Genomic DNA, 23,080 nt, shown 5'->3' with positions numbered 1-23,080 from the left:
GGTTTTGGCCGGGGCGGCTCCTTGGCAGCGGGCCGGGTGGCGACGGACTGCGTCGCGGTTGCGGATACAGGAACCGCCGAGTGGGAGACGGCAACGTCCGATGCCGATGCCGACGGCTTCGCGGCGTACGACGGAGGAGCCAGCTCTCCCGCGGCCCGGCTCGGTGAGGGCTGCGCGGTGGCGGACGCGTCGACGGGCGGGGCCGAGGCCTGCGACTCCGTGTGCCCTCCGTGCGTCGGACCGGTGGGCAGCAGCTCCCCCGACAGGCCCGTCGCGACGACGCCGACCAGTACGACCCCACCCGCGACGCATAGGGCCAGCTTGGTCTTGCCGCCCTTGCGGCGTCGCGCCCGACGCGGGCCCACGCCGCGGCGGCGCGTCGCCGACCTCCGGTGGGAGGCATACGCCTCGTGGCCGTCACCGGGACCGGCAGCCGCAGCCGCGTCAAAGCCGGTGGCCGTGCCGGGGTCGAAGTCTCCATCGGCCAGGCCCGGTCCGTTGGGCTCGCCGCCCTGTTCGGGAACGGGCCCTGTCTCGTACGACTCCAGGGGCTCGTGCGCCTGCGTCTGCTCGTACCCATGCGGGGCTTCGGGGCCTTCGTCGTACCCGCGAGTTCCCGTGTGCTCGTAGACCGGCGGCTCGGGCGTCGGCGGGGTGCCGCTCCGGTAGAGGGGATGTGGCCGTGGTGGGGGGTAACCGGTGGCTGCACCACCATGGACATGGGCACACGTCGGGCACGCCTCCGCCCCACCGAGATAACTCCCGCATCCAACGCAGTAGTCCATGCGGTTGTCCGTTTCCTCCGGTCGCCGCCCCAGTCCCCCCAGATGGCGGCACGGCGGCACCCTACTGGCGCGGCGATGTCGGACTCACCCCGCCCCCTCGCAAGGCCCGAGCTATACCGATGCACCCCTGGTGCGGCACTACGCCCTGCCGGCCCCGGCTTGCCCGGTTGGTCGACAGGGAGCACGTCCCTCGGTGGCGGCGGACCGGTCGATCGAAAAGGGTCGCCCACCGGCCTCCGGCGCACAGCCCGAACAGTCCGAACAGCCCGAACAGCCCGAACGCGACATTTCGCTAGGGGCTACCGGGGTCCGTCGTGATGATCCGGTGGGGATCGGCGCGGATGCATAGACCTTGCCGAAGACCTCCCCGCCGAAGCGCAGTACACCACCCAGGACGTCACGGGCGGAGAACTCCTCCCGGGAGCGGTACCACCGTCGGCGCGGAAATCGGGCTTCGTTGCGGACGATCTGATCGACGAGGGAGTGCACTTCCGCGATGCCCTCCTAGCCGGCGCCGTTCTCGCGCAGGTGATCGCCGGCACCCGGCCACCACGGCTGCGGGTCGCAGTGGGCGCCGAAGTGGCTCCGGGCGATGGCGCGGTGGATCTTCAGCGCGAACTGACCGAGGGGCATAGTCCCTCGGGATGCAGAGATCGCTCGTACGACCTAGGGTCGATGAGAGGAGACCTATCAGCCTGCTCACATGCTTCGTGGAGCAGGCAGACACCCGGGCTTGGGGCACAGCCGCACGGAGAATCCGGGCGTTCCGTGGGTGGCTTGCTCTGCTCTGCTCGCGACGGCTGCGTTTTCGCCGATTTACGGATCTTTTCGTTCCTTCGGTGACGGAACGCGGCAGACTTATTCATTCCTTCCCGGCGAGTGTGAGTGCTGGTCTCCTGCTTGGCAGGGCTCGCCTCTGGCGCATGGAATGGCACGCCGACGATCATGCCCTGGCAGACGGTCCTGCTGCTGGGAGTGTTCTGGACGGTTCCCCATTTGTTGTTTCTTCACCGAGCAGCAGACCGAGCGCACCGAGCGCATAGCGGTCGCGCACACGGCACTTGCCTCTTGCGGGACCGCCACGAGTGCGACGACACTCGGCCTTAACCTGCGACTCCAGGTTAAGGCGCAGACGTCAGACGGCAGACGGCAGACGGCAGACGGCAGACGGCAGACGGGAAAGTAGTCGCGGTCGCATCCGACTACGTACTCGCCGGACTTCAGGCACTCGGCTTCAAAGCGCCCAACGATCTCCAAGTTTCGCGGTGTGCCATCGCAGATCCCCGGGTTGCAGAGAGTCGGCGACAGAGGAGGCTGGAACTGACGGGAGGGCCACCGAAACCGCGTCAGCCAGAGGTGAGTGCTATGCCGCACGAAGACCAATTCACCGCAACGGGGCCGTCCTTCACGGGGGCCGGGTTTCCCCGCGCCGGATTCTCCACGCATTCGACGGACACCGTCTACGGAGTCAACGCTGTCGGGACCTTCTGCGGTGTCTACGGAGAAAGCCTGGCCCCGGGCGACGAATCGGACAGGCAAGCCGCACGGGATCTCATCGGAGTGGTCGGCGAGGGCAATACGTACGGGGTCTTCGGCAGGGGGCGGACCCTTGCCGGCGTGGTCGGCTTCGGCCGGCGCGGAGACTCCGGAGGAGTTTTCGGCGTCTCGATGAGTAGCGCGCCCGGGGTGGTGGGTCAGAGCCGCATCGATTTCCGGTTCGCACTGCCCACGGGCGACAGCGCGACGGACGGCGGCTCGGCCATCGGGGTGCTGGGCGAGAGCGGGAGCGGCACCGGGGTCTCGGGCGAGAGCTCGCAGGGAGCCGGGGTCTCGGGCAACAGCACCAGCGGACACGGTGGTGAGTTCTCGTCGGACCAGGCCGCACAGATCCACCTGGCCCCTTCCAGGCTGACCGCCTCTCCCCCGGACACCGGCCAGGCAGGCGATCTCCTCGCCATCCAGCGGGGTGCGTTCGCCACGCTGTGGTTCTGCGTCCTGCCCCAGGCAGACGACCGGCCTGCGGTCTGGGGGAAGGTGCACCTGGACCGGCCGTCCGTCCCGAGCCCGACGCTCGAACAGGGGGCACAGGGCCAGGACGTCAAGAACGCCCAGGGACTCCTGGCCGCCCACGGCCACGACCCCGGCCCGATCGACGGCGTCTTCGGACCGCAGACGGACGCCGCCACCCGGAGCTTCCAGGAGGAGGCGGACATCGTGGTCGACGGGCAGATCGGCCCCCAGACATGGAACGCGCTGCTGAACCAATTCTGACGGCCCCGGGCACCGAACTGATGCGGGCCGTACGTCCCCACCTGCTCGTTCGTGGTGCCGCACCACCTGAGACGCACTCGACCTCAGCACCGCAGCACCGCTCGACAGGCCGCAGACCGGTAGCGACCGGCGCCATGGTGGGTTTTGCGGGAGGTGCCAAGAACCGCCCACCGGGGGTGCGTGCCCCTCGGTCACGCTGTATTTCTTGAGAAGTGATCAACCGCAGTCGAACATCTGCCACTTGCAGTTCGTCTCCGGGCTCAAGGGACGTCCGGACCCTGACTGACGCCCCGTTGACGAACGTCCCGCTCCGCGAACCGAGATCTCCGACGAGAAGGTATTCACCTCCTGCGGCCAATTTCCGCACCGCCACGGCGGCGCGGCGGCCCGGTCGAAGACGGTGCCCGCGTGGGCGGCGGATGTCTCGTGAAGCCGCTCCTCGGAGCACGTGTCGACGTCCTGGACGCGCAGGTCCACGGCGGGAGTGCCACTCACCCGTACACGCTCCGACGATGCGAACACCGGGCGCAGCACTTCGTGTCGGTCCGCCACGAAGTGCAGAGCAGCGCCATCTGGCGTGGCGAGAAATCGTGATCAACTCCCGTGTCCCCGCAATACGGTGAAGCCATGGCGACCACTGAACACCGCACAGGGACCGTGCACCCCGAAGGGACAATCGTCTACCGGTTGGCGCGCCTTGGGGACGAGGAGGCCGTCGCTGCCATCGACGGATCGTTCACCACGGACACCATCTTCGAAGTGACATTCACCAAGGACGGGTTCACCGTGCGGTCTGTTCGGTTGGACACACCGATCCACAAGGTTTTTCCGGACGATGAACCGGAGGACGAGAGTGATGAGGAGGATGCGGACGACGAACGCACCGTTGTGGCCGTCGACGGGGACGACATCTGCGGGTTTGTCGTCACCGAATACAACCCTTGGAACCGCCGGTTGACCGTCGCCGACATCGAGGTGGCCCCCACACACCGGGGCCGGGGAATAGGACGGGCCTTGATGAACCACGCCCTTGAGCACGCTGCCGAGCGCGGCGCCGGACACGTGTGGCTGGAAGTCACCAATGTCAACGCGCCCGCGATCCGCGCCTATCAGCGCATGGGGTTCGCTTTCTGCGGGCTGGACACCTCGCTCTACGAGGGGACGGAATCGGCTGGGGAGACGGCGTTGTACATGCGTCGGTCCTGTTCTTGAGCCGGCCCTGCCCTGAACGCCGCCCGCGCGGTGGAGCGGCGGTCGCGTAGGCGAAGCACCGATTCCTCACGTGCGGGATGCGGGCGGTGGGCCACGCCGACCACATCCCGCTGTCGGAGCCGGCGCAGCAGGGTCCACTCCGCGATCAGCGCCGCCGGCTCCGCGCCGCCGGTACCCGTACCATCCCGCCCGAGCCGGCGTCCGTGGACACTGTCAGAACCCCCGAACGTCACGGATCTTCGTGCCGGCCACGAAGGTCGCGCCGGCCCAGAGCATCATCGTCGGCTATCGGACGGCGCACGTACCGGACGAGTTGCAGGGCCGCGTGCACTCTGCGGTGAACCTGCTCGGCAATGCCGTCACGCCGTTGGCGCCGACGGCCGTGGGAGCGCTCGTGACGTCGGACGGCTACCCCACGACCGATGCGGCGCTGCCCATGGGCGCGCTCGCGATGATGGCGCGCCACCACATCCCGTTCCGCCTCATCCGCGACAGCGACGACGGCCGCTTCCGTCGCGGCCCCCTCCTTCGCCGAGCCTGGGGAAGGCGGCGGGTAGAGCTGTAATGACAACGGCAATGACCGTGGTCGAGCAACGTAGGGCGCCACCCCACGCGACTCCCGAACATGCACCGCCGAGCTGATGGGAGCCGCCTTCCAGGCCAGCTGCCGACAGCCTCGCCCGGCAGGTAGCCGACACCAAGGTCCGGATTGGCGGTGCTGGACGGCCTGGGCGCCGCCACCATGCTCACGATGGGCCGGCTGCTGCCGGCCGGCGCCTGACCGCCCCGCGTTCCGCACCGCTCGCGCTCGTCGAGCTCCATCGCCCCCGGGGCGCGCATCATCAAAGGAGGGGACCGTCGACGAGGAGTGGCGATGAGGTTGTCGTTCCTTGAACCGCTCTACGCGGAGCCGGGCCCGTTCGCCTCCGTGTACCTGGACACCTCCCGAAACGTCGAGCATCCCGAGCGGGCGATCGCGCTGCGCTGGAGGCGGCTGCGCGAGAGTCTGTCCCGTCAGGGCTCGGACCGGGCGCTGCTGAACGTACTGGAGGAGGTGGTCGGCGCCGACACAGAGCTGCCGGGGGTGCACGGTCAGGCCATCTTCGCCGCTCACGGCACGCTCATCCTGGACGGGGAGCTGCCCAGGCCGCCCGAGCACGACTCCGCGCGTTACAGCACCCTGCCAGACGCGATGCCCCTGGTCACCCAGCACCTTCCGGAGATCCCCTACATGGCCGTAGTCGTCCACTACGGCGGCCTTCCGACCGCCGAGACCCACGGCTGGGTGACTCTGGAGGCGGAGACCGGCACCTGGCCCGCGTCCACCGTCACCCCGGGTGAGCGGCTGCACCGCAGGGTCGCGGTGGCGACCTGGCACCGCACCTCCGTCCGGCTCGGTCACCGGCTGGACGAACGGGCGCGGCGCGCCCATGCCGACGCCGTCGTGGTGGGCGGGGACGAGTGGGCATGCAACGTACTGATCCGCCGCCTGCCGCACACCCTGCGGGACAAGGTCGTACGCGTGGGCGGCCGGACCCCCACGGACACCGGACGCGCCCTGTTGGAGCCGCAGCTCGACGGCGTCTTCCGCGGCCGCATGGCCGCGCACGACCGGGAACTCGTGAACATCTTCATCGGCCGACGTGCCCTGGACGGACCCATGACGGAGGGGCTGGCCGCCACCATCGCCGCCCTCCAGCGCGGCCAGGTCTCGGCACTGCTGCTGAACCAGCCGCCAGGGTCTTCGCTGCGGCTCTGGGCGGGCTCCCAGCCCACTCAGCTCGCCGTGACCGAGGCGGAGCTGATGTCCTTCGGCGTGCGGGCCCCGCGCGAGGAACGCGCCGACGAGGCCCTCGTCCGGGCCCTGGTCGGCACCGGTGCCGAGCTGGTCGTCGTACCAGAGAGCGAGCTGAGGCTGTACGAGGGCGTGGGCGCCCTGCTGCGGTACACCGACCCGGGGACCACGTCCTGACGCCGACGCGCTGCGCCCCCAAAAATCACGGGTCGCCCCTTGCGCCCGGCCGCCCCGGAGAGCGCCGCTGCGCGGACCATGCCGACACCGGGCTGGAGCGGCGGCGCGGCGTATGAGCGCGCCGTCATCGTCTGCGCGGCCTTCCCGCGAGTGCCTTTGCCGCTCGTGGATCAGCTCCGCACGAGCGGCTCGATGCCGCGCTCGGCGAGCTGTCCGGCCGCGTCGGGCATGGCGATCTGACCGGCATGTTCGACGCACCGAGCACCGTGGTGTTCGACTCGAGCGCCCATGCCGTCCATCGACCTGTCCCGCCTCGGCGGCGCGGGCGACGGCTCCTGTGCGACGGTCGGCCCGTGCCAAACCAGCGAAGGCCTGCTGGAACGCGCAGTTGGGCAGTGTGACGCGTCACAGACAACACGGCGCCACTGTGGGAACTTCAAGTGCCCTTCTCGCCAGCGGAGTTACTGAGACGTCGAGAGTGAGGTCCGGCCGACCGCACGGATCGCGTCGCTCGTCCCGTGTGTGCGTAGGAGGCGGAACCGCGGGCCGGCGAGAGGGGCGGCCCTCATGTGGAGAGGATCGAATGCGCTCTTTGGAAGCCCTGACGCTCGATCAGATAGTCGACACGGCCCGCTATCCCCTGTCGGAACTCGCGAGCTCCCGGGGACGGGACGTCGTGTCCCGTGCCCGGCGCGACCTGCTGACTCTCGGCTGCACCGTGCTGCCGGACTTCATCCGCCCGTCGCTGCGCGATGTGCTGCGGCAGGAGTGCTCGACCATCGCCCCCCGGGCGCACCACGACGTCGAGACGGTGAACGTCTACAACATCGCAGTGGACTCGGCACTGCCGGAGGACCATCCGGGCCGGAAAACCTTCGAGCGGGGTAACGCGTTCGTCGCGCGGGACCGCATCCCCGCGGACTCCCTCATCAGCCAACTCTACTCCAGCACGGTGTTCCGGCACTTCATCGCCCACTGCTTCGAACTGCCGGAGCTGCACGAACTGGCGGACCCGCTCTCCGGGCTGGTTCTCAACGTCATCGCGCCGGGCATGGAGCACCCCTGGCACTTCGACACCAACGAGTTCACCGTGAGCATGCTCACCCAGCAGGCGCAGGCCGGCGGCGTCTTCGAGTACTGCCCGAACATTCGGACCGCGCAGGACGAGAATTTCGACGACGTCCGGGACGTAGTGGAGGGCCGAGGCGAGCGCTTGACCCAGCGCCTCCCCCTGCAACCGGGTGACCTCCAGTTGTTCAAAGGGCGCTACTCGCTGCATCGAGTGAACCCGGTGCGCGGCGAGGTCGCGCGCCACACCGCGATATTCGCCTACAGCCAGCGCCCGGGCGTCATCGGGAGCGTGGAACGGACCCGGCAGCTCTTCGGCCGGGTGCTGCCCGAGCACCTGGCGGCCGAGGGCCGGGCAGTCCGCGGCGACCGGCTCCTGGACTAGCGGGCGACGCAAACGCGTAGGAGCCGTAGGCCGTTTCCCCCTGCGCGATCCCACGGAGGAGTAAGCCCTGTGCGTTTCGACGTGACCGGAAAAGTCTCACTCGCCCACATCTACGACCAGCCCGATCCGCGCGCCTATTTCAGGGGGCTGCGCCCGCTCGACTACGGCGTTCCGCAGCAGGCCAAGCCCTACTTCGCCAAGATCATCACGGAGTACCGGGAGTCCCGGCACGTCGCGGTACCGAAGGTGCTGGACATCGGCTGCTCGTACGGAATCAACGCCGCCCTGCTGAAGTACGACGCCACCATGGACGAGCTGTACGCGCGCTACGGCGACGAGGAGCGTGCGGGTGAGAGCCGCGAGGCTTTGCTGGCCCGCGACCGGGAGCTGGCTCGGTCACGCCAACCCCCGCAAGCGATACGCTTCGTCGGCCTCGACACCTCCGGCAGCGCGCTGTCCTACGCTGTTGAGGCCGGGTTCCTCGACGACGTGGTGCACGCCGACCTGGAGGAGCACGAACCCACACCGCGACAGCGCGCCCAGCTCTCGGATACGGACCTGGTGATCTCGACGGGCTGCGTCGGCTACGTCACCGAGCGGACGCTCACACGAGTCGTCCGAGCGCAGGGCAGCCGCCGGCCCTGGATGGCGCACTTCGTGCTGCGGATGTTCCCGTTCGACTCCGTCGAGCGCACGTTGGCGAGTCTGGGCTACCGGACCGTCCGCGTCGACGAGGTGTTCAGACAGCGGCGGTTCGCCTCCGCGCAGGAGCAGGCGCTCGTACTCGACAGTATGTCGGCCGCAGGGGTGGATCCACGGGGCCTGGAGGCAGAAGGCTGGCTGTACGCACAGCTCTACCTTTCCCGGCCGTACGACATCACAGGTACCGACGACCCGAATCGAGAACAGAGTTGAAGACCAGTCAGGATGCGTCAGACAACGCGACCTTCGCCCAGGAGGACAGCCTCCCGCGCGTGCCGCTGCCTACGCTGGAGGCGAGCTGCGAGAGGTTTCTCGCCTGGTGTACGCCGCTGCTGACCGCCGACGAGCGGTCGGCGACCGAGGCGGAGGTTGCCGCCTTTCTCCGACCCGGTGGCCCCGGCCGGGTGCTGCATGCCGCGCTGGAGGAATACGACGCCACGGACGGCGTGCACAGCTGGCTCGACACCTTCTGGCCGTACCGATACCTGGGCCGCCGGGACCGGATCGCGCTCAACGCCAACTTCTTCTTCCTGTTCCAGGACTCCGACCAGGCGCAGGTGGAGCGGGCGGCCGGACTCGTCGCCGGGGCCCTCAACTACAAGCGGCAGCTCGATCAGGGGCTGATTCCACCGGTGGTGCAGCGCGGAGCGCCCCAGTCGATGGTGCAGAACAAGTTTCTGTTCTCCACCACGCGTATCCCCGGCGCGCAGCAGGACACCGTCCGCGCCCCCTACACCGAGGAGTGGCCGGGCCCGTCCGAGGCCCGGCACATCGTGGTGTTCTTCCGGGGCGGCATGTTCCGGCTGGACGTGCTGGGTCCGGACGGTGTCCCGCACAGCCTGGATGACATCGGGGCGGGGCTGCGCGCCGTGATGAAGGCCGGTGCCGACCCGGCCGGCACGGACACCTCGGTGGGCCACCTCACGACCATGGCCCGCGCGGAGTGGGCGGCCGCCCGGGAGTCCCTTCTCGCCTGCCACCCTCGCAACGCCGACGCCCTTGACGCTGTCGAGAAGGCATTGTTCTGCGTCGTTCTGGAGGACTTCGCCCCCGCGGACGTCCAGGACGCCTGTGACCAGCTGCTGTACGGCGACCGCGGCAACCGCTGGTTCGACAAGGCCGTGTCATTCGTCGTCTTCGCCGACGGACGGGCGGGCATCAACGTCGAGCACTGCGAGTTGGACGGAACCACGATCCTCACCTTCACCGACGCCCTGCTCAATACCCCGGCCGAAAAGCAGTCCCAGCAGTCCGGAGCCCGCTCCCAGGGGCTGCCGGCGCTGGAGCCGATCGTTTTCGAACTGGACGACTCGCTGCGGGCCCAGGTGCGCTCCGCCGCCGACGCGTTCGCGGCGTACGGGGAGAACACCGCGACCAGCACGTTGTCGTTCACGGACTTCGGCAGCAACGCGGCCAAGGCGTTGGGGGTCTCGCCGGACGCGTTCGTCCAGGCCGCTTACCAGCTCGCCCACCAGCGCGCCAAGGGGCACCTGGGCGCCACGTACGAGTCGATCGCCACCCGGCAGTACCGGCACGGGCGGACCGAGGCGATGCGCGTCGTCACCACCGAGATGGTGGCTTTCGTGTCGGCGATGGAGGACCCGGCAGCGGACGCGGACGCCCGGCGCGCCGCGTTCCGGGCAGCCACCGAGGCCCATGTGGCGCGCGCGAAGGCGTGCCAGGCCGGGCAGGTGCCGGAGCAGCACCTGTGGGAGCTGGAGCTGATCCAGCGCAGGCGCGGAGCCGAGCTCGGGGTGACCGAGCAGCCCGCGCTGTACCGGACGCCGGGCTGGTTGACCATGCGGGACGACTACCTGAGCACGAGCTCCGCGCCGTCCGTCAACATCCAGTACTTCGGCTTCGGGTCGACCAGCAGCCAGTGCATCGGTGTCGCCTATGTGCTGCTTCCCGAGCGGTTCAACCTCTATCTGAGCACGCCGATGGCGGTCGCTGCGCAGATGCGGACGTTCGCCGACCGGCTCCGGGAGGCGATGGACGAACTCCGGGAGCTGCTGGCGTCCGAGCGACCTAAGGACTGAACGGAGCCCGCCGCCGGACCGGAACTCCCGGTCGGGGACCACGGTCCGGCGGCCCGGACGGCTTCAGCGGCTGAGCCGGCCATGGCCGAGGCCGGAGAACGCCGCTCCCGGTTGCGTACTGAGATGTGGCGGCCACACCCAGGACGATCTTGCTCAGCCCAGGAAGCTCAACCGAACCTGACGGTTGACATTGTCTTTATTGGTATCCGCCAAACTCCGTTAAGGCAACCGTCAGGTTAGACCGCCCTGGGCCTGGACCACTTCGAAGGCCGCTCCTTCGCCGGCCGGCACCGGCACATCACCCTGGTCACCGCCGCCCACAAATCCGCGGCGGGTCTCCTGGTATCGGTCTTGCTCGGGCGCACACCGGCCCTTGTAGCCAGGAGTCGACTCGACCTTGTAGTCGGCCTTGGCGCTGTCGCAATCGACAGCAAAGAGGCCCAGCTTATGGGAGGTACCGCTGTTTCCAGGCAATCGCCGACGACTGCGTAACGCGCCTGTCTTTCCGGGGTGGTTCGACAGCCTGGTGCGGGAGACGTCCAGCGCGTCGGCGAGGTCGGCGGGATAGGCGGGCGCTTCCCGCAGGGCGAGCAGGATGCGGCAGCGGATGGGATCGGCGAGCGCCCTGCCGAACCGGACCAGGACCTCGATGTCGGGGGCAACAGTCAGCACACCGACAACGGAACACGGATTCCTGAATTCAGGTAAGCGTGAACTCATGAACTACCACCCTCACTAGTTCGTAATGGTGTTCATTTTCATGTAGCCTCTCCCTCGTCACCCCAACCAGGAGGTCCCTCATGGCCGTTCCCAAGCGGAAGATGTCCCGCAGCAACACCCGCCACCGCCGCGCCCAGTGGAAGGCGACCACGCCGGCGCTCGTACCCGTCACCGTCGACGGAGTGTCATACCTGGTACCCCAGCGGCTGGTGAGGGCGTACGAGCGCGGGCTGCTGCACCCCGAGGGCTGAGCGTTGAAGTCGTCCGCCTCCTCCAGCCGACTGCCCGTCACCGTCCTGTCCGGATTCCTCGGCGCGGGCAAGACCACCCTCCTCAATCACGTCCTCGGCAACCGCGAGGGCTTGCGCGTCGCCGTCATCATCAACGACATGAGCGAGATCAACATCGACGCCGCCCTGGTGCGCGGCGGCGAGGCGGCCCTGTCGCGGACCGAGGAACGCCTGGTCGAGATGACCAACGGCTGCATCTGCTGCACCCTGCGGGACGACCTGCTCGTGGAGGTCGACCGGCTGGCCCGCGAAGGCCGCTTCGACTACCTGCTGATCGAGTCGTCCGGCATCTCCGAGCCCATGCCGGTGGCCGCGACGTTCTCCTTCGCCCGCGACGACGGCGCCACCCTCGGCGAGATCGCCCGCCTGGACACCATGGTCACGGTCGTGGACGCCGCCAACTTCCTGCCGGAGCTGGCGAGTGGCGACGAACTGGTCGAGCGGGGCCTGGACCAGTACGAGGACGACGAACGCACCGTCAGCGACCTGCTGATGGACCAGATCGAGTTCGCCGACGTCATCGTGCTCAACAAGCTCGATCTCGTCAACGAGGAGTCCACCGACCGGCTGCGGGCGACGCTGACCCGCCTCAACCCGGCCGCGCGCATCGTCCCGGCCGTCCATGGCCGCGTGAAGGTGGGCGACGTACTGGGCACCAGCCTGTTCGACCTCGAACGCGCCCACCAGGCCCCCGGCTGGGTGAGGGAGCTCAACGGCGACCACATCCCCGAGACGGAGGAGTACGGGATCTCCTCGACCGTCTTCCGCTCCGAACTACCCTTCCATCCGGGCCGGTTGTGGACGTTCGTATCCCAGGAACTCGACAGCGGCGCATACGGACAGATCCTGCGTTCCAAGGGCTTCTTCACCCTCGCCAGCCGCCCGCACGTGACGGGCCTGTGGTCACAGGCCGGCTCCGTCGCACGCTTCGAGCCCTCAGCCGCACGCGACGCCGACAGCCGGGACGCCCAGGAACTGGTCTTCATCGGCACGCACTTGCACAAGGATGCACTGCACGCGGCACTGACCGACTGCCTCATGGCCGACGAGGAGAGCCTGCCGCCCACTGACCCGTTCCCCACCTGGGACACGTACGGCATCGATGACGCCTGCGAGCACGAGCATCCCCAACTCGTGGCAGGCGCCTGAAGACCCCGGGCCGGGCGGTGAACGCAGCCACGGCGCCGCCTGGCCCCGGTCGGGCACCAGGACACGGGCTCGTATGCCGGCAAGGAGTCGTTCACCAGGGATGCGTCGCCGACGCCGGCGCCACCCGCCTGTGTAACCGCGACTCCAGGCGAGATGGCCCACGCGGGAGAGCTCCCCGGTGCGACCAAGAGCAGTCGGTTACCGCGCGCCTCAGGAGCCCACAACGGGCATGGCAGCGACGCGGCCCGATCGGCACCCGGTTTCGAGTGCGTCGTCCGTCACCGCTGGGGGGGAGTGGGCGGCGCGCCCGCCTGTCGCGTGCTGAACGACCGGGTTGGTTACGGCGTGTCCCGCACGCGGACGGTTTCCGCGTGCGGGATCGAGTGCTCAGTTCTACCGGTCAGCCGGTCGTCAGGGCGGTGTCGTCCACGACGAAGCTGGTCTGCATCGAGGAGTCCTCCACGCCGTTGAACTTCAGGGTGACGGTCTGGCCCGCCAGCGAGGACAGGTCGAAGGTCTTCTGCACGTACCCGGAGTTCGCGTCGAGGTTCGAGTACGTCGCCAGGGTCTTTGAACCGGCGGTCACCGTCAGCTTGTCGTAGGCGGTGCTGCCGGTCTCCGCGGTGTCGATGTGCAGGTAGAAGGTGAGCGTGGCCTTGCAGCCGGACGGGATCGTCACCGACTGGGACAGCGTGTCGGTGTGCGAGGAGCCGTAGCCGTCGAGCCAGGCGTAGTACGAGCCGCCGTGGGCCGCCTCACCGGAGTCGTTGGTGATGACTCCGCTGGTCGCGGTCCAGCCGGCGCTGCCCGATTCGAATCCCGGTGCGGCAAGCAGCTGGGACGAGGTGCAGTCGCCACTCCCGCCGGAGCCGACGGTCCAGGTGAAGGAGGTCGAGCCGGAGGCGCCGGTGGAGTCGGTCGCGGTGGCCGTGACCTGGTAGGTGCCCGCGGTGGAGGCCGTACCCGAGATCAGGCCGGTGGAGCTGTTGATGGACAGGCCGGTGGGCAGGCCGCTCGCGCTGTAGGTGAGCGCGGCGCCGCCGCTGTCCGAGGCCGAGATCTGCAGGCTGGCCGAGCCGCCCGTGGTGGTGGACTGACTGCCCGGGTTGGTGACGGTCACCGTGTTGCCACCGGTGCTGCCACCGGCGGTGAAGGCGGTGGCGCCGTTCGGGGTGCCCCAGCCGGTCGGGCCGTCGTAGCCGGTGCCCGCGGTGCAGAAGTACGACGGGGAGCAGCTGCCGTTGTTGCCGCTGGTCACGTCGTACAGGTTGCCGGTGTGGGAGTACGGGTACTTCGCGGGGTAGTCGCTCGCGCCCGGAGTGCCTGCGAGGGCGTAGACCGAGGCGATGATCGGCGAGCTGGCGCTGGTGCCGCCGTAGACCGCCCAGCCGGAGCCGCCGTAGGTGTCGTAGACCGCGACGCCGGTGGCCGGGTCGGCGACCGCGGAGACGTCCGCCTCCATGCGCTTGGAGCAGCCGCTGTCGGTCTGCCAGCTCGGCTTCGGGTCGTAGGCGGAGCAGCCGGAGCCGGTGCCTTCCGTGGAGTTGGTGTGCCACACCGACTCGCTCCAGCCGCGGGAGTTGGAGGCGGTGGTGAGCGCGGTGCCGCCGACGGCGGTCACGTACTGGGAGGTCGCCGGGTACTCGGCGCCGTAGGCGGAGTCACCGGAGGAGACGGTGATCGCGACGCCCGGGTGCTTGAAGTACGAGGTGTCGTTGCCGGTCTGGGAGGAGTCCTCGGAGCCGCCCCAGCTGTTGGAGACGAACTTGGCGCCGAGCGCCACGGCCTCGTTCTCGGCGGCGCCGAGGTCGGCCATGTTCGCGGAGTCGGCCTCGACCAGGACGATGCGGCAGTTCGGGCAGACCGCACTGACCATGTCGATGTCGAGCATCTCTTCACCGGCCCAGCCGGTGTCGTTGGTCGGCAGCGAGGTGGTGGAGCCGGTCTGACTGACCTGCTTGAAGCAGCCGTTGGCCTTGGTGCAGGCGGACAGGCCGTAGGTGGAGCGGTAAGTGGCCAGGTCCGACTCGGCGTTGGGGTCGTTGTAGGCGTCGACGATGCCGACGGTCATGCCGGAACCCGCCGACGTGGGCAGGTTGTAGGCGCTGTGCAGGTTGGCCGGGGAGAGGCCGGAGGGCGCGGCGGCGGCGAGCGCCGAGGCGAGCCGCTGCTGGATGTCGGTGCGGCGCTGGGCGAAGCAGGACGCCTGGCCCGGCTTGGCGGTGGCGCACAGGTGGGTCGTGGGGACCTTCTGGCCAGCCTTGCCGGTCGGGTGGAAGGTCTGCCGCTGGGGGTCGGTCAGCGCCTTGGCGTTCTGCGTGACCTTTGAGGTGTGCGGCTGCACCGTGGTGGGCTGCGCACCGGCCGAGGGCGCGGCGGCCGTTCCGGCGACGGCAAGGGCGAGCGCGGGGAAGGCGACGGCAACGAGTCTTCGCAGACTCCGTCTTTGCCCGCTCGGACGTGACTCACGCATGGGGTACTGCCTCCATCGGGAAGTGGGGGTTCTCGCACTGGATGGGCAGCCCGTGACGTGCGTAGCAGCTATGCGCGCGCAGTCATGAGCATGACACTCACAACCCTGCACGCCGAGTGAGCGTGACATGACAGGGTGCGGGAGGAACGTAGACCGGAATGGGCCCTACCGGGCACTACCGGACGGAATTCTTTGCTTCTCCGTAGGATGCGGTTGGCCCCTTCATGGAGGGGCCGACGCGTGCTGGGCAGGGGCTAGGTGTACTGCCCTGGAGGGTTTTGATGGCGTCTTCCGTGCTGGCTCATTCTGCCGATCAGTCCGAACGCCCCTCCGGGACGCGTAGCAACCGCCAGCGCCCTTTTGACCGTTGCCCAACGCCTGCGGCACGCTCGACGAGCCAAGTGACGTCAGCCAGGCCGTGCACCAGTGCGCCGCCTCTGGCCATCTGCATTGAGGACGCACCGCAAGGGCTCTCCAGCCCCGGGAGCGAAAGGCCCACGGCCCGAACATGCCCCTTCGCGCCAGGTTCATGATCCAGACGTAGTGAGCGGAACGCTCGATCTTCCGGCGATGCTCGGACTGAGACCACGGCACGGCCGTTCCCGTACTCTGCCCCAGAGCCGCCGCGCAGGACCGGCTCCGGAGGGGGCACGGACAACCGCGAGGGAGACGGCATGGGAACCGCTGACCGGCACAGTGCCGGGGACTGGAACCGGGTCGGCGAACCGCCCCGACCCAGAGGTGATCGTGCGAGCGAGTACGGCCACGACTACGGCCACAACTACGGGTACGGGTACGGGAATCCTCCCGAGTCGATGCCTCACCCCGGCTACGGACCCGATGCCGGCGCGGGCCACGTCCCCTCTCAGGCGATAGGCCACGACCACGGGCACGCACCGGTGACCGGCGCCGGACATGGCTCCGGCCACGGCCCGGGAGCGAGCGCCGACGGTGACGGACATGCGCACACCCATGGACACAGCCACAGCCACGGGCCCGCCGCGCCAGTCTCCCGGCACCTGCGCAAGGTGATCGCGGCGATCCTGATCCCCTTCACGGCCGCGGTCGTGGTGGGGCTCGTGGTGCTGTGGCCGGGCAGTGCACCGCCCCACAAGCGCACCGGCGTCGGTTTCGACCAGCAGACCCAGCAGGCGACGGTCACCAAAGCCGTCGAGGTGAGCTGCAAGTCGGCGAACGCCTCCGGCGAGACCCCCACCGGAGACACCTCCACCGCCGGGGGCAATCCGGCGCAGCAAGGGGCGAACGGCACCTGCCACAAGGCCACGATCCGCGTCGACACCGGCAAGGACAAAGGCCGCACCTTCACCGAGATCGTGCGGCCCGATCAGGCGCGACAGCTACACCAGGGCGAGAAGGTCGTCGCCGCATACGCACCCTCGGCTCCCAAGGGCCTGCAGTACTCGGTCACCGACGTCAACCGCCGCTTCCCGATGGGCCTGCTGGCCGGAATCTTCGCACTCGCCGTCGTGGTGGTGGGTCGGCTGCGCGGCGTGATGGCGCTGGTCGCGCTGGCCATCAGCTTCATGGTGCTGAACTTCTTCATCCTGCCCGCGGTCCTCCAGGGCTCGAATCCACTGCTCGTAGCGGTGGTCGGCTCAAGTGCGATCATGCTGATCGCGCTGTACATGTGCCACGGCCTGTCGGCCCGCACATCGGTGGCGGTGCTCGGCACCCTGCTCTCGCTGGCGCTGATCGGCATCCTGGGCTCGACATTCATCGACTGGGCCGCCCTCACCGGCAACACGGACGACAGCACCGGCCTGATCCACAGTCTCTATCCGAAGCTCGACATGAGCGGTCTGCTGCTCGCCGGCGTCATCATCGGCTCCCTCGGCGTGCTCGACGACGTCACGGTGACGCAGACATCCGCCGTCTGGGAGCTGCACGACGCCAACCCCTCGATGGGCCGGCGCGGACTGTACCGGGCAGGCATTCGCATCGGCCGCGACCACATCGCCTCCGTGGTCAACACCCTCGTCCTCGCCTACGCCGGTGCCGCGCTGCCGCTGCTGCTGCTCTTCTCCATCGCGCAGAGCGGCGTGGGCACGGTCGCCAACAGCGAGTTGGTGGCCGAGGAGATCGTGCGCACGCTGGTGGGCTCGATCGGTCTGGTCGCCTCGGTGCCGGTCACCACCGCGCTCGCCGCGCTGGTGGTGGCGGCCGATCGGCCCGGGCCGCAGGAGGAAACGGCGCCGGCCGGCACGGTGGCGACCGGCCGAGGGAATGCGGGCCGGGGCAGGCGTCGGCGGAAGCGTTGAGATCGATCCCGTCAACGCCGACATCCTCGCTCTGGACCGCGGGCGTACCGAGGCTGCCCGCGCCATCGGCCTGGGCTGCCGGAAGACGACGAGGGTCCTGAGCACCGCGCAGGGCAATCGAATCAATGACGCGACGTGGAAGGACCGCTGCATCGAGGGCATGCACGGCCGGCCAGCGCTGGGTGCCGTCGCCTGGGCAGCCGGCCACTCCGGTGCGGCGCGCCGTGTCGGCCAACAGGCCGGCGAATCCGCCCTGGCGACCACGTAAGCCCGAGGAGCCGGTGCGCCCGCGCACCTTCGTGAAGTGCCGCGTCCTCCCGATACGCGGCCCGTTCCAGGCAGGCGCTGTGCGAGGGAGAACAGAGGGCGGATGACGGGTGAAACGATCGGTATCGGTCTGGCCGTATTGGTGGGCCTGGTGAATCTGGGGGCCAGTGCGCGGGAGGCACTGCTGCAGATCCGGCTGAGCCGCTACGGGCTGCACGCCGAGGGGGTGGTGGTGGACCAGGAGCACACGTCGGCGGACGATTATTCGACGCCCGTCATCGAGTTCACCGACCGGCAGGGCCGGCCTGTCAGGTTCCGGCCCCCACGACGGGGACGGGGCTGCCCCTCGGAACCCATGTACCGGTCGCCTACCTGCCCGAAAGGCCGAAAAGCGCACGGGTGTTCACCCGGAAGTACCGCCTACATCCGATCATCGGCCTGCTCTTCGGATCCATGCTCTTCCTCGGCGTCGCGGCTGGGTGCCTGCTCACACGCTGAGCTTGTCCTCCCTCCTCGTCGATGCGCCAGTGTCCATCCGCCGTGCTGCCCGTGTCACGCCGCCTTCGCGCGGTCATAGCCCATCACAAGATCAGCCCGCCGTGCAGGTCGTCTGCGAAGCCGGCCGTGTCCGTGAGACCGAAGGCCACGCGCTGGAGCAGGAGTCCGTGCAGCAGCCCCATCACCACGCGGGCTGCGCGGTCCGGGTCCATGGCGGCGGGCACCGTGCCCGCGGCCCGGCCGCGGCGCAGAGCGTCGGCGATAGTGGCGCGGACCTTTTCGAAGCCCTCCGCGGCCGGGCCGCGTACCTCGTCGTTGCGCAGCACCTCCGCCCACGTCTGCACGACGCAGCGCAGCAGTTCCTCCACTGCGACCTCGTGCCCCGCCGCGTCCTGCACCGTCTCGCCGCTGATCGTGCCGAGCGCGGCGGCCACCAGTTCCGCGACGGACGGAGCGTCCGCGCTCTCGGCCAGCCGCTCAACCGGTTCGAAGATCAGCCGGAACGCGTCGCCCGCGATAGCGAGGATGATCTCCTCCTTGCTGATGAAGTAGCGGTATGGCGCGCCGGCCGAGACGCCCGCCTCCGCGGCGATGTCCGGCATGGAGGTCTGGTGGAACCCGTCGCGGGCGAAGCAACGACGGGCCGCAGCGACGATCTCCGCACGCTTCGCCTCGCGGCGCTCGGCTGTGATGCGTGGCATGGTCGCCCTCCTTCATCGTGAATGAACATTCATCTTGACAGCTCTACCGTTCCGGGAACACCCTAAAGTGAACGGTCATTTACGGAAGCGGGCCACTCCACGGACTCCCGGAGAGGAGATCCACTGATGAGCACCAAGCTGAGCATCGGCGTCTACGCCTACGAGCACACCGAGGCACTGTTCGACGGTCGGGTCACGGTCGACGGGGTGGACGCGACGTTCGAGACGGCGCCGCTCGTGTCGGACATCTTCCGCCGCACCGTCGAGGGACACTACGACCTCGCCGAGTTCGGCCTCACCTACTTCCTACGCACCTTCGACCTCGACGACGCGCCGTTTCTGGCGCTGCCGATCCTGCCGAACCGCAACTTCCGCCACTCGGCGATCTTCGTGAACACCGCCGCCGGGATCGTGAAGCCGCAGGACCTGGCCGGCAGGACCGTCGGCGAGTTCGCTCTCTACGGCCACGACGCCGGGATCTGGCCGAAGGGCATCCTGGCCGACGAGTACGGCGTGACCCCCGACCAGTGCCGCTGGGTCATCGGCGGCACCAACCACCCCCTCCCCGCCTTCGACTGGGTCCCGCAGCCCGTCCCGGACGGCGTCGACGTGCGCCACGCGGAGGACGGCCAGACCCTGGGCGCCATGCTCGAATACGGCGAGATCGACGCACTGATCTCCGTCGACGTACCGCAGGCGGTGCTGGACGGCTCCCCGAAGGTCGCCCGCCTGTTCCCCGACTACGAGGCCGTGGAGCGCGACTACTACCGCCGCACCGGGATCTTCCCCCCCTATGCACATCATCGCGATCCGCAGAGAACTGGCATATCGGCCGGGCCTCGCACGGGCCGTGTACGACGCCTTCGCGCAAGCCAAGACACTCGCCGAGCGCAAGTACCTCGACGACGCCACCAAGCAGCACATGAGCGTCATCACGCCGTGGTTCAGCACGCTGTTCGAGCAGAACCGTCGGCTGCTCGGCGACGACTGGTGGCCCTACGGCGTCGCCGCGAACCGCAAGGCCATCGACACCTTCTTGCGCTACCACCACGAGCAGGGCCTGTCGAAGCGACAGCTGACGTGCGAGGACATCTTCGTGCCGGAACTCCTCGACACCTGAGTCGGGCAGCAACGGCGTTTCGGGCTTGTCCATCCGAGAAGGCGGGACTGGTCGTCGTCACGGCCGCGTGCCGATTGGCTATGACCAGCACTTTCGCAACAGGCCCCAGTCGACTCGTGAAACGCAAGGGCGCCACCGGGGTGGTCCGCGGCCCGCCGGAACGCCCGTTCCCGGACGCATCATGCACATTGGAGACATGCAGACAGGTCGCCTGGGGCAGCGCCTCGCACGGATGCAGCAGCTATGGCACTCCAGCCATGCGCTGGTGGCTATTCCCCTGGGCCTGATCGTTGTGATCACCGTGGTGGACATCCAATCTCCGCAGAACATCCACCTCGGCCCATTGCTGGTCATCGCGCCCGCCCTCGCCGCTTCCTTCAGCGGTCCGTGGACCACCGCGTTGATCGGCGCCCTGGCGGTGGCGGCCCAAGTCGTGATCGCCGTGCTCCATGGCGGTCTGACGACCAGCAATCACGTGGCGCAGATCATCGCGCTCAGCGTGCTCTCAGTCTTCGTCGTCCTCGTCTGCATGGTCCGGGAGCGTCGTAAGCGGGAGCTGGCTCAGGTGCGGTCGGTCTCCGAGGCCGCACAGCGGGCCCTGCTGCGTCCGCTGCCGCACCGGCTCGGCCCGCTGCGGTTCGGCTCTTCGTACCTGGCCGCCGAGGAGGAAGCGTGTATCGGTGGTGATCTGTATGCGGTGACCCGCACCGATTCCGGCACCCGCGTGATCATCGGGGACGTACGGGGCAAGGGCCTGGCCTCGGTCGGTGAAGCGGCCACCCTGCTCGGCGCCTTCCAGGAGGCCGCCCACCAGCACACCACCCTGCCGGCGCTCGCTTCTGCCCTGGACCGCAGCGTCTGCCGTTACCTGACCCACTTCCCCGAGGGGGACGAGGAAGCGCCCGAACACTTCATCACCGCGCTGCTGCTGGAGATCCCCGATCACGAACCCGTGGCCCGCATGACGCACTGCGGTCACCCGCCGCCCTTGCTCGTCAGCCAGGGCGGCGTCACCACGGCCGCGAGCTCCCAGCCCGCACCCCCGCTCGGCATGTGCGGCCTCGGCCCGGACACCCACGCCCTCGACGAATTCGCCTTCCAGACCGGTGACACGCTCCTGCTCTACACCGACGGCGTCATCGAGGCCCGTGACCGCAATAACGCCTTCTACCCGTTGGCCCAGCGAGTCGCTCAATGGACCAGGAGCAGTCCGGACGCCCTCGTCCAGAACATCCAGCGGGACCTCCTCGCCCATGCGGAAGGTTCCCTCGGCGACGACGCCGCCCTCCTCGCCATCCAGCGCATGCACTCATCGTCGTGAAGGACAGGCCGATCAGTCGCCGGGGAGAACGTGTGGACCGCGTGGGGGTACGGGCGCCCGTGGCCTCGTCGAGGTCGTTGCCGCGTGCAATGACGGTGCGCCCGACCGCCGCGCGCACCTTCCAGATCGGATGCGTCGTGGACCCGCTTACTTCCCGGCCGCCTGGGCCGGCACCCGTTCGATGCCGCGACGGCCTGGCTGCTCCGTCGAGGAGGGCGTTACAGCATGTGCGACGCCCCGTCTCCCTCGGGCCTCTCCACAGGCAGGACCAACCTGCGGCCCCCCGTTTTCGGCCGCAGGTCGGTTCGACGGTGACCCATCGCGTGCACGGCGCTGAACGTCTCGACATCTCGGCCTACTCGACATTCCAGCCTTGACCCGATGGCCACCAAGGCCGTGGACGGCCGATGAAGGGCAAGCGACAAGCTGTGCACAGCTTTGCCCGCCGTGACCGTCGCTGCCCCGCCCGGTCCCGAGATCCCTTCACCGCAGCCCTATTGCCTTGGGCCAGGAGTGGGCAGTCTGACGATATGAATTTGGCCGAACACGCGAACGCACGTCTCGCCGATTGGCCGGCGCTCTCGCGGGGTCGTGCGTGTTGCGGGGCCCGACATTGCCTATGCGCCGGCGCCCAGGAGATCGTCCACTTCCATGGCGGCAACGAGGTCGACGTACACCTGACCCACGGCATGATCGAACGGCTGCGCCCGGCACTGCGGAAGTCGAGCGCCATCAAGCTGCCCACAGCATCCGGCTGGATCACGGTCCGGCTCGAAGCGGGCTCCGACATCGACCTGCTCGCCACGCTCGTCAGCGCCGCGCTACTCGCGACCGGAAGCCGATCGGACCTGGCCGAAGCAGCCCCAACGGACCCCTGCACCCTGGGATCCCTGCAATCGCCCCACCGCCGTCCAGGCCGGAGGGCACGACCCATGAGGTGGGGCCGAACGGGCAAAGCTCCGGACGGCATTACGGAGTAGAAGGGGCCGTCGACCGTAGTCGGCTCCTACAGGCCGACCGGCTACGTAGGCACGCCCGCCACGCGTCCGAGCAGGACGTGGATCAGGTGAGGGGGCGAGCGTCCCACGCGTGGTCGAGAGCTGACGGCACGTCGTCCCCTAGGACGAGGTGCGTCATCCCGCCCGGCAGGGTGGGCAGCTCGGCCCAGTGCGTCACGGTTTCGGCGCGGGTGAGTCCGTAGGGCAAGCGGACAACGCCGTCGGAGTCGACGAAGCAGTCCCGGTGCTCCGCCCCGTCCTCACTGAAGTGCAGAGTCGTGAAGACCATCGGCCTCACCAGCCAAAATTCCTCACCCCATGCCGTGTTGGCCTCAGTGGAGCTGTCAGCCGGATACCGGCCCGTGATCGCTGCTGCCACCGGTGCCCCGTCCCGAGGCAGCCTCTCGCGTGCGTCAACCCACGTCACCACGGTGTTGAGTTCGGTCATCTCCACCCTCGCTCAGGCACTCGGCACATCGTCTTCCGCCCCCATGCACGTGGTCGGCATCCGGCAAGACCGCCTGGCGCTCGCCAAGGTTGCCCGCACCGGACAACGCCTGCCGCAGCTGCAACTGACCTCGATCCGCCACGAGTTCACCGAGACCGGTCGACCCAGCGACCAAGGACAGATGACCTGCCGCGACCTCCTCACCGAACTGCTCATGACGGAGTACGGCAACCGGGCCCGCCGCATCTGCCCCTGATCACCGGCCACCGCTCATCCGCATCTGGTTCGCCACCGCCGCCGCTGCCTGGACTGGGGGCAACCGGCCATGAGCGGAACAGCATCCGCGTGCAGCCTGCTCCTGCGGGTGCCGCGCCGCTGGTGG

18 protein-coding genes and 3 pseudogenes are annotated in these 23,080 nt (G+C 68.9%); 14 read left to right on the top strand and 7 right to left on the bottom strand.

The window, feature by feature from the left end:
- Positions 1 to 1,289 precede the first annotated feature (1,289 nt).
- Complete coding sequence (locus tag B1H19_RS40415; RefSeq protein WP_257789457.1) at positions 1,290 to 1,418, bottom strand: hypothetical protein; 129 nt, start codon at positions 1,416 to 1,418, stop codon at positions 1,290 to 1,292.
- A 732-nt stretch (positions 1,419 to 2,150) separates the two neighbouring features.
- On the opposite strand from B1H19_RS40415, the gene B1H19_RS35415 reads away from it, so the two are divergent.
- Entirely contained in the window at positions 2,151 to 3,056 is a 906-nt protein-coding gene (locus B1H19_RS35415; protein WP_083108960.1) for a peptidoglycan-binding domain-containing protein, read from the top strand.
- 250 nt (positions 3,057 to 3,306) lie between these two features.
- Here the strand turns inward: B1H19_RS35415 and B1H19_RS40935 are convergent.
- Positions 3,307 to 3,423: pseudogene (locus B1H19_RS40935) on the bottom strand (FHA domain-containing protein); the annotation flags it as partial.
- 260 nt (positions 3,424 to 3,683) lie between these two features.
- Here B1H19_RS40935 and B1H19_RS35410 point away from each other — a divergent pair.
- The 6 genes from B1H19_RS35410 to B1H19_RS35385 all read left to right on the top strand — a co-directional run bounded on the left by B1H19_RS35410 (position 3,684) and on the right by B1H19_RS35385 (position 10,434).
- Positions 3,684 to 4,268, top strand: coding sequence for a GNAT family N-acetyltransferase (locus tag B1H19_RS35410; protein ID WP_083108959.1), 585 nt, complete (start codon positions 3,684 to 3,686; stop codon positions 4,266 to 4,268).
- A 241-nt stretch (positions 4,269 to 4,509) separates the two neighbouring features.
- Complete coding sequence (locus tag B1H19_RS35405) at positions 4,510 to 4,833, top strand: hypothetical protein (RefSeq protein WP_083108958.1); 324 nt, start codon at positions 4,510 to 4,512, stop codon at positions 4,831 to 4,833.
- Positions 4,834 to 5,142: 309 nt separating this feature from the next.
- On the top strand, positions 5,143 to 6,240 hold the full coding sequence (locus B1H19_RS35400) for a baeRF2 domain-containing protein (protein WP_083108957.1): 1,098 nt from the start codon (positions 5,143 to 5,145) through the stop codon (positions 6,238 to 6,240).
- A gap of 583 nt (positions 6,241 to 6,823) precedes the next feature.
- The gene (locus B1H19_RS35395; RefSeq protein WP_083108956.1) at positions 6,824 to 7,693 is read left to right on the top strand and encodes a HalD/BesD family halogenase; all 870 of its coding nucleotides are present in this window, start codon (positions 6,824 to 6,826) and stop codon (positions 7,691 to 7,693) included.
- Between the two features lie 69 nt (positions 7,694 to 7,762).
- On the top strand, positions 7,763 to 8,608 hold the full coding sequence (locus tag B1H19_RS35390; protein WP_083108955.1) for a methyltransferase type 12: 846 nt from the start codon (positions 7,763 to 7,765) through the stop codon (positions 8,606 to 8,608).
- 59 nt (positions 8,609 to 8,667) lie between these two features.
- Positions 8,668 to 10,434: a choline/carnitine O-acyltransferase gene (locus tag B1H19_RS35385; protein ID WP_237289691.1), complete on the top strand. Its 1,767-nt coding sequence runs from the start codon at positions 8,668 to 8,670 to the stop codon at positions 10,432 to 10,434.
- A 510-nt stretch (positions 10,435 to 10,944) separates the two neighbouring features.
- Here the strand turns inward: B1H19_RS35385 and B1H19_RS35380 are convergent.
- Positions 10,945 to 11,106: pseudogene (locus B1H19_RS35380) on the bottom strand (helix-turn-helix domain-containing protein); the annotation flags it as partial.
- A gap of 128 nt (positions 11,107 to 11,234) precedes the next feature.
- Here B1H19_RS35380 and rpmF point away from each other — a divergent pair.
- Together rpmF and B1H19_RS35370 are read left to right on the top strand one after the other, a co-directional pair.
- Positions 11,235 to 11,405 (top strand): 50S ribosomal protein L32, encoded by a 171-nt coding sequence (gene rpmF / locus B1H19_RS35375; protein ID WP_083108953.1) that lies wholly within the window; start codon positions 11,235 to 11,237, stop codon positions 11,403 to 11,405.
- A 3-nt stretch (positions 11,406 to 11,408) separates the two neighbouring features.
- Positions 11,409 to 12,593 carry a GTP-binding protein gene (locus B1H19_RS35370; RefSeq protein WP_083108952.1) on the top strand — a complete coding sequence of 395 codons (1,185 nt, stop codon included), beginning with the start codon at positions 11,409 to 11,411 and terminating at the stop codon, positions 12,591 to 12,593.
- Between the two features lie 400 nt (positions 12,594 to 12,993).
- Here B1H19_RS35370 and B1H19_RS35365 read toward each other — a convergent pair whose 3' ends face one another.
- On the bottom strand, positions 12,994 to 15,066 hold the full coding sequence (locus tag B1H19_RS35365; RefSeq protein WP_083108951.1) for a putative Ig domain-containing protein: 2,073 nt from the start codon (positions 15,064 to 15,066) through the stop codon (positions 12,994 to 12,996).
- An 815-nt stretch (positions 15,067 to 15,881) separates the two neighbouring features.
- Between B1H19_RS35365 and B1H19_RS35360 the strand changes: the two genes are divergently transcribed.
- On the top strand, positions 15,882 to 17,345 hold the full coding sequence (locus B1H19_RS35360) for a YibE/F family protein (protein WP_083108950.1): 1,464 nt from the start codon (positions 15,882 to 15,884) through the stop codon (positions 17,343 to 17,345).
- A gap of 121 nt (positions 17,346 to 17,466) precedes the next feature.
- Here the strand turns inward: B1H19_RS35360 and B1H19_RS40180 are convergent.
- Together B1H19_RS40180 and B1H19_RS35350 are read right to left on the bottom strand one after the other, a co-directional pair.
- Positions 17,467 to 17,601 (bottom strand): annotated as a pseudogene (locus B1H19_RS40180) (3-beta hydroxysteroid dehydrogenase); the annotation flags it as partial.
- A 592-nt stretch (positions 17,602 to 18,193) separates the two neighbouring features.
- Entirely contained in the window at positions 18,194 to 18,811 is a 618-nt protein-coding gene (locus tag B1H19_RS35350; protein ID WP_083108949.1) for a TetR/AcrR family transcriptional regulator, read from the bottom strand.
- Positions 18,812 to 18,937: 126 nt separating this feature from the next.
- Between B1H19_RS35350 and B1H19_RS35345 the strand changes: the two genes are divergently transcribed.
- From B1H19_RS35345 to B1H19_RS35335, 3 genes are all read left to right on the top strand, one after another.
- Positions 18,938 to 20,218: a phosphate/phosphite/phosphonate ABC transporter substrate-binding protein gene (locus B1H19_RS35345; protein WP_237289688.1), complete on the top strand. Its 1,281-nt coding sequence runs from the start codon at positions 18,938 to 18,940 to the stop codon at positions 20,216 to 20,218.
- On the top strand, positions 20,164 to 21,252 hold the full coding sequence (locus B1H19_RS35340; RefSeq protein ID WP_083108948.1) for a PP2C family protein-serine/threonine phosphatase: 1,089 nt from the start codon (positions 20,164 to 20,166) through the stop codon (positions 21,250 to 21,252). Before B1H19_RS35345 ends, B1H19_RS35340 begins: the two co-directional genes overlap by 55 nt.
- A gap of 407 nt (positions 21,253 to 21,659) precedes the next feature.
- On the top strand, positions 21,660 to 22,232 hold the full coding sequence (locus tag B1H19_RS35335) for a luciferase domain-containing protein (protein WP_335755953.1): 573 nt from the start codon (positions 21,660 to 21,662) through the stop codon (positions 22,230 to 22,232).
- A gap of 82 nt (positions 22,233 to 22,314) precedes the next feature.
- Here the strand turns inward: B1H19_RS35335 and B1H19_RS35330 are convergent, their stop codons facing one another.
- Positions 22,315 to 22,629: an AQJ64_40280 family protein gene (locus B1H19_RS35330; protein WP_237289948.1), complete on the bottom strand. Its 315-nt coding sequence runs from the start codon at positions 22,627 to 22,629 to the stop codon at positions 22,315 to 22,317.
- Between B1H19_RS35330 and B1H19_RS40175 the strand changes: the two genes are divergently transcribed.
- Positions 22,529 to 22,954, top strand: coding sequence for a hypothetical protein (locus tag B1H19_RS40175; RefSeq protein ID WP_237289964.1), 426 nt, complete (start codon positions 22,529 to 22,531; stop codon positions 22,952 to 22,954). The genes B1H19_RS35330 and B1H19_RS40175 overlap by 101 nt on opposite strands.
- Positions 22,955 to 23,080 lie beyond the last annotated feature (126 nt).

It is taken from the genome of Streptomyces gilvosporeus (assembly GCF_002082195.1).
Taxonomy (GTDB): domain Bacteria; phylum Actinomycetota; class Actinomycetes; order Streptomycetales; family Streptomycetaceae; genus Streptomyces; species Streptomyces gilvosporeus.
The sequence above is the reverse complement of the archived record's forward strand: the minus strand, read 5'-3'. Positions and strand labels throughout refer to the sequence as shown.

Bases quoted from the DNA above. Each gene is read 5' to 3' on its own strand.
- B1H19_RS35335 (WP_335755953.1), top strand. From the start codon at position 21,660: ATGAAGGGCAAGCGACAAGCTGTGCACAGCTTTGCCCGCCGTGACCGT.
- B1H19_RS35340 (WP_083108948.1), top strand. From the start codon at position 20,164: ATGCAGCAGCTATGGCACTCCAGCCATGCGCTGGTGGCTATTCCCCTG.
- B1H19_RS35365 (WP_083108951.1), bottom strand. From the start codon at position 15,066: ATGCGTGAGTCACGTCCGAGCGGGCAAAGACGGAGTCTGCGAAGACTC.
- B1H19_RS35410 (WP_083108959.1), top strand. From the start codon at position 3,684: ATGGCGACCACTGAACACCGCACAGGGACCGTGCACCCCGAAGGGACA.
- B1H19_RS35360 (WP_083108950.1), top strand. From the start codon at position 15,882: ATGCCTCACCCCGGCTACGGACCCGATGCCGGCGCGGGCCACGTCCCC.
- B1H19_RS35415 (WP_083108960.1), top strand. From the start codon at position 2,151: ATGCCGCACGAAGACCAATTCACCGCAACGGGGCCGTCCTTCACGGGG.
- B1H19_RS35345 (WP_237289688.1), top strand. From the start codon at position 18,938: ATGAGCACCAAGCTGAGCATCGGCGTCTACGCCTACGAGCACACCGAG.
- rpmF (WP_083108953.1), top strand. From the start codon at position 11,235: ATGGCCGTTCCCAAGCGGAAGATGTCCCGCAGCAACACCCGCCACCGC.
- B1H19_RS35400 (WP_083108957.1), top strand. From the start codon at position 5,143: ATGAGGTTGTCGTTCCTTGAACCGCTCTACGCGGAGCCGGGCCCGTTC.
- B1H19_RS35395 (WP_083108956.1), top strand. From the start codon at position 6,824: ATGCGCTCTTTGGAAGCCCTGACGCTCGATCAGATAGTCGACACGGCC.
- B1H19_RS35350 (WP_083108949.1), bottom strand. From the start codon at position 18,811: ATGCCACGCATCACAGCCGAGCGCCGCGAGGCGAAGCGTGCGGAGATC.
- B1H19_RS40415 (WP_257789457.1), bottom strand. From the start codon at position 1,418: ATGCCCCTCGGTCAGTTCGCGCTGAAGATCCACCGCGCCATCGCCCGG.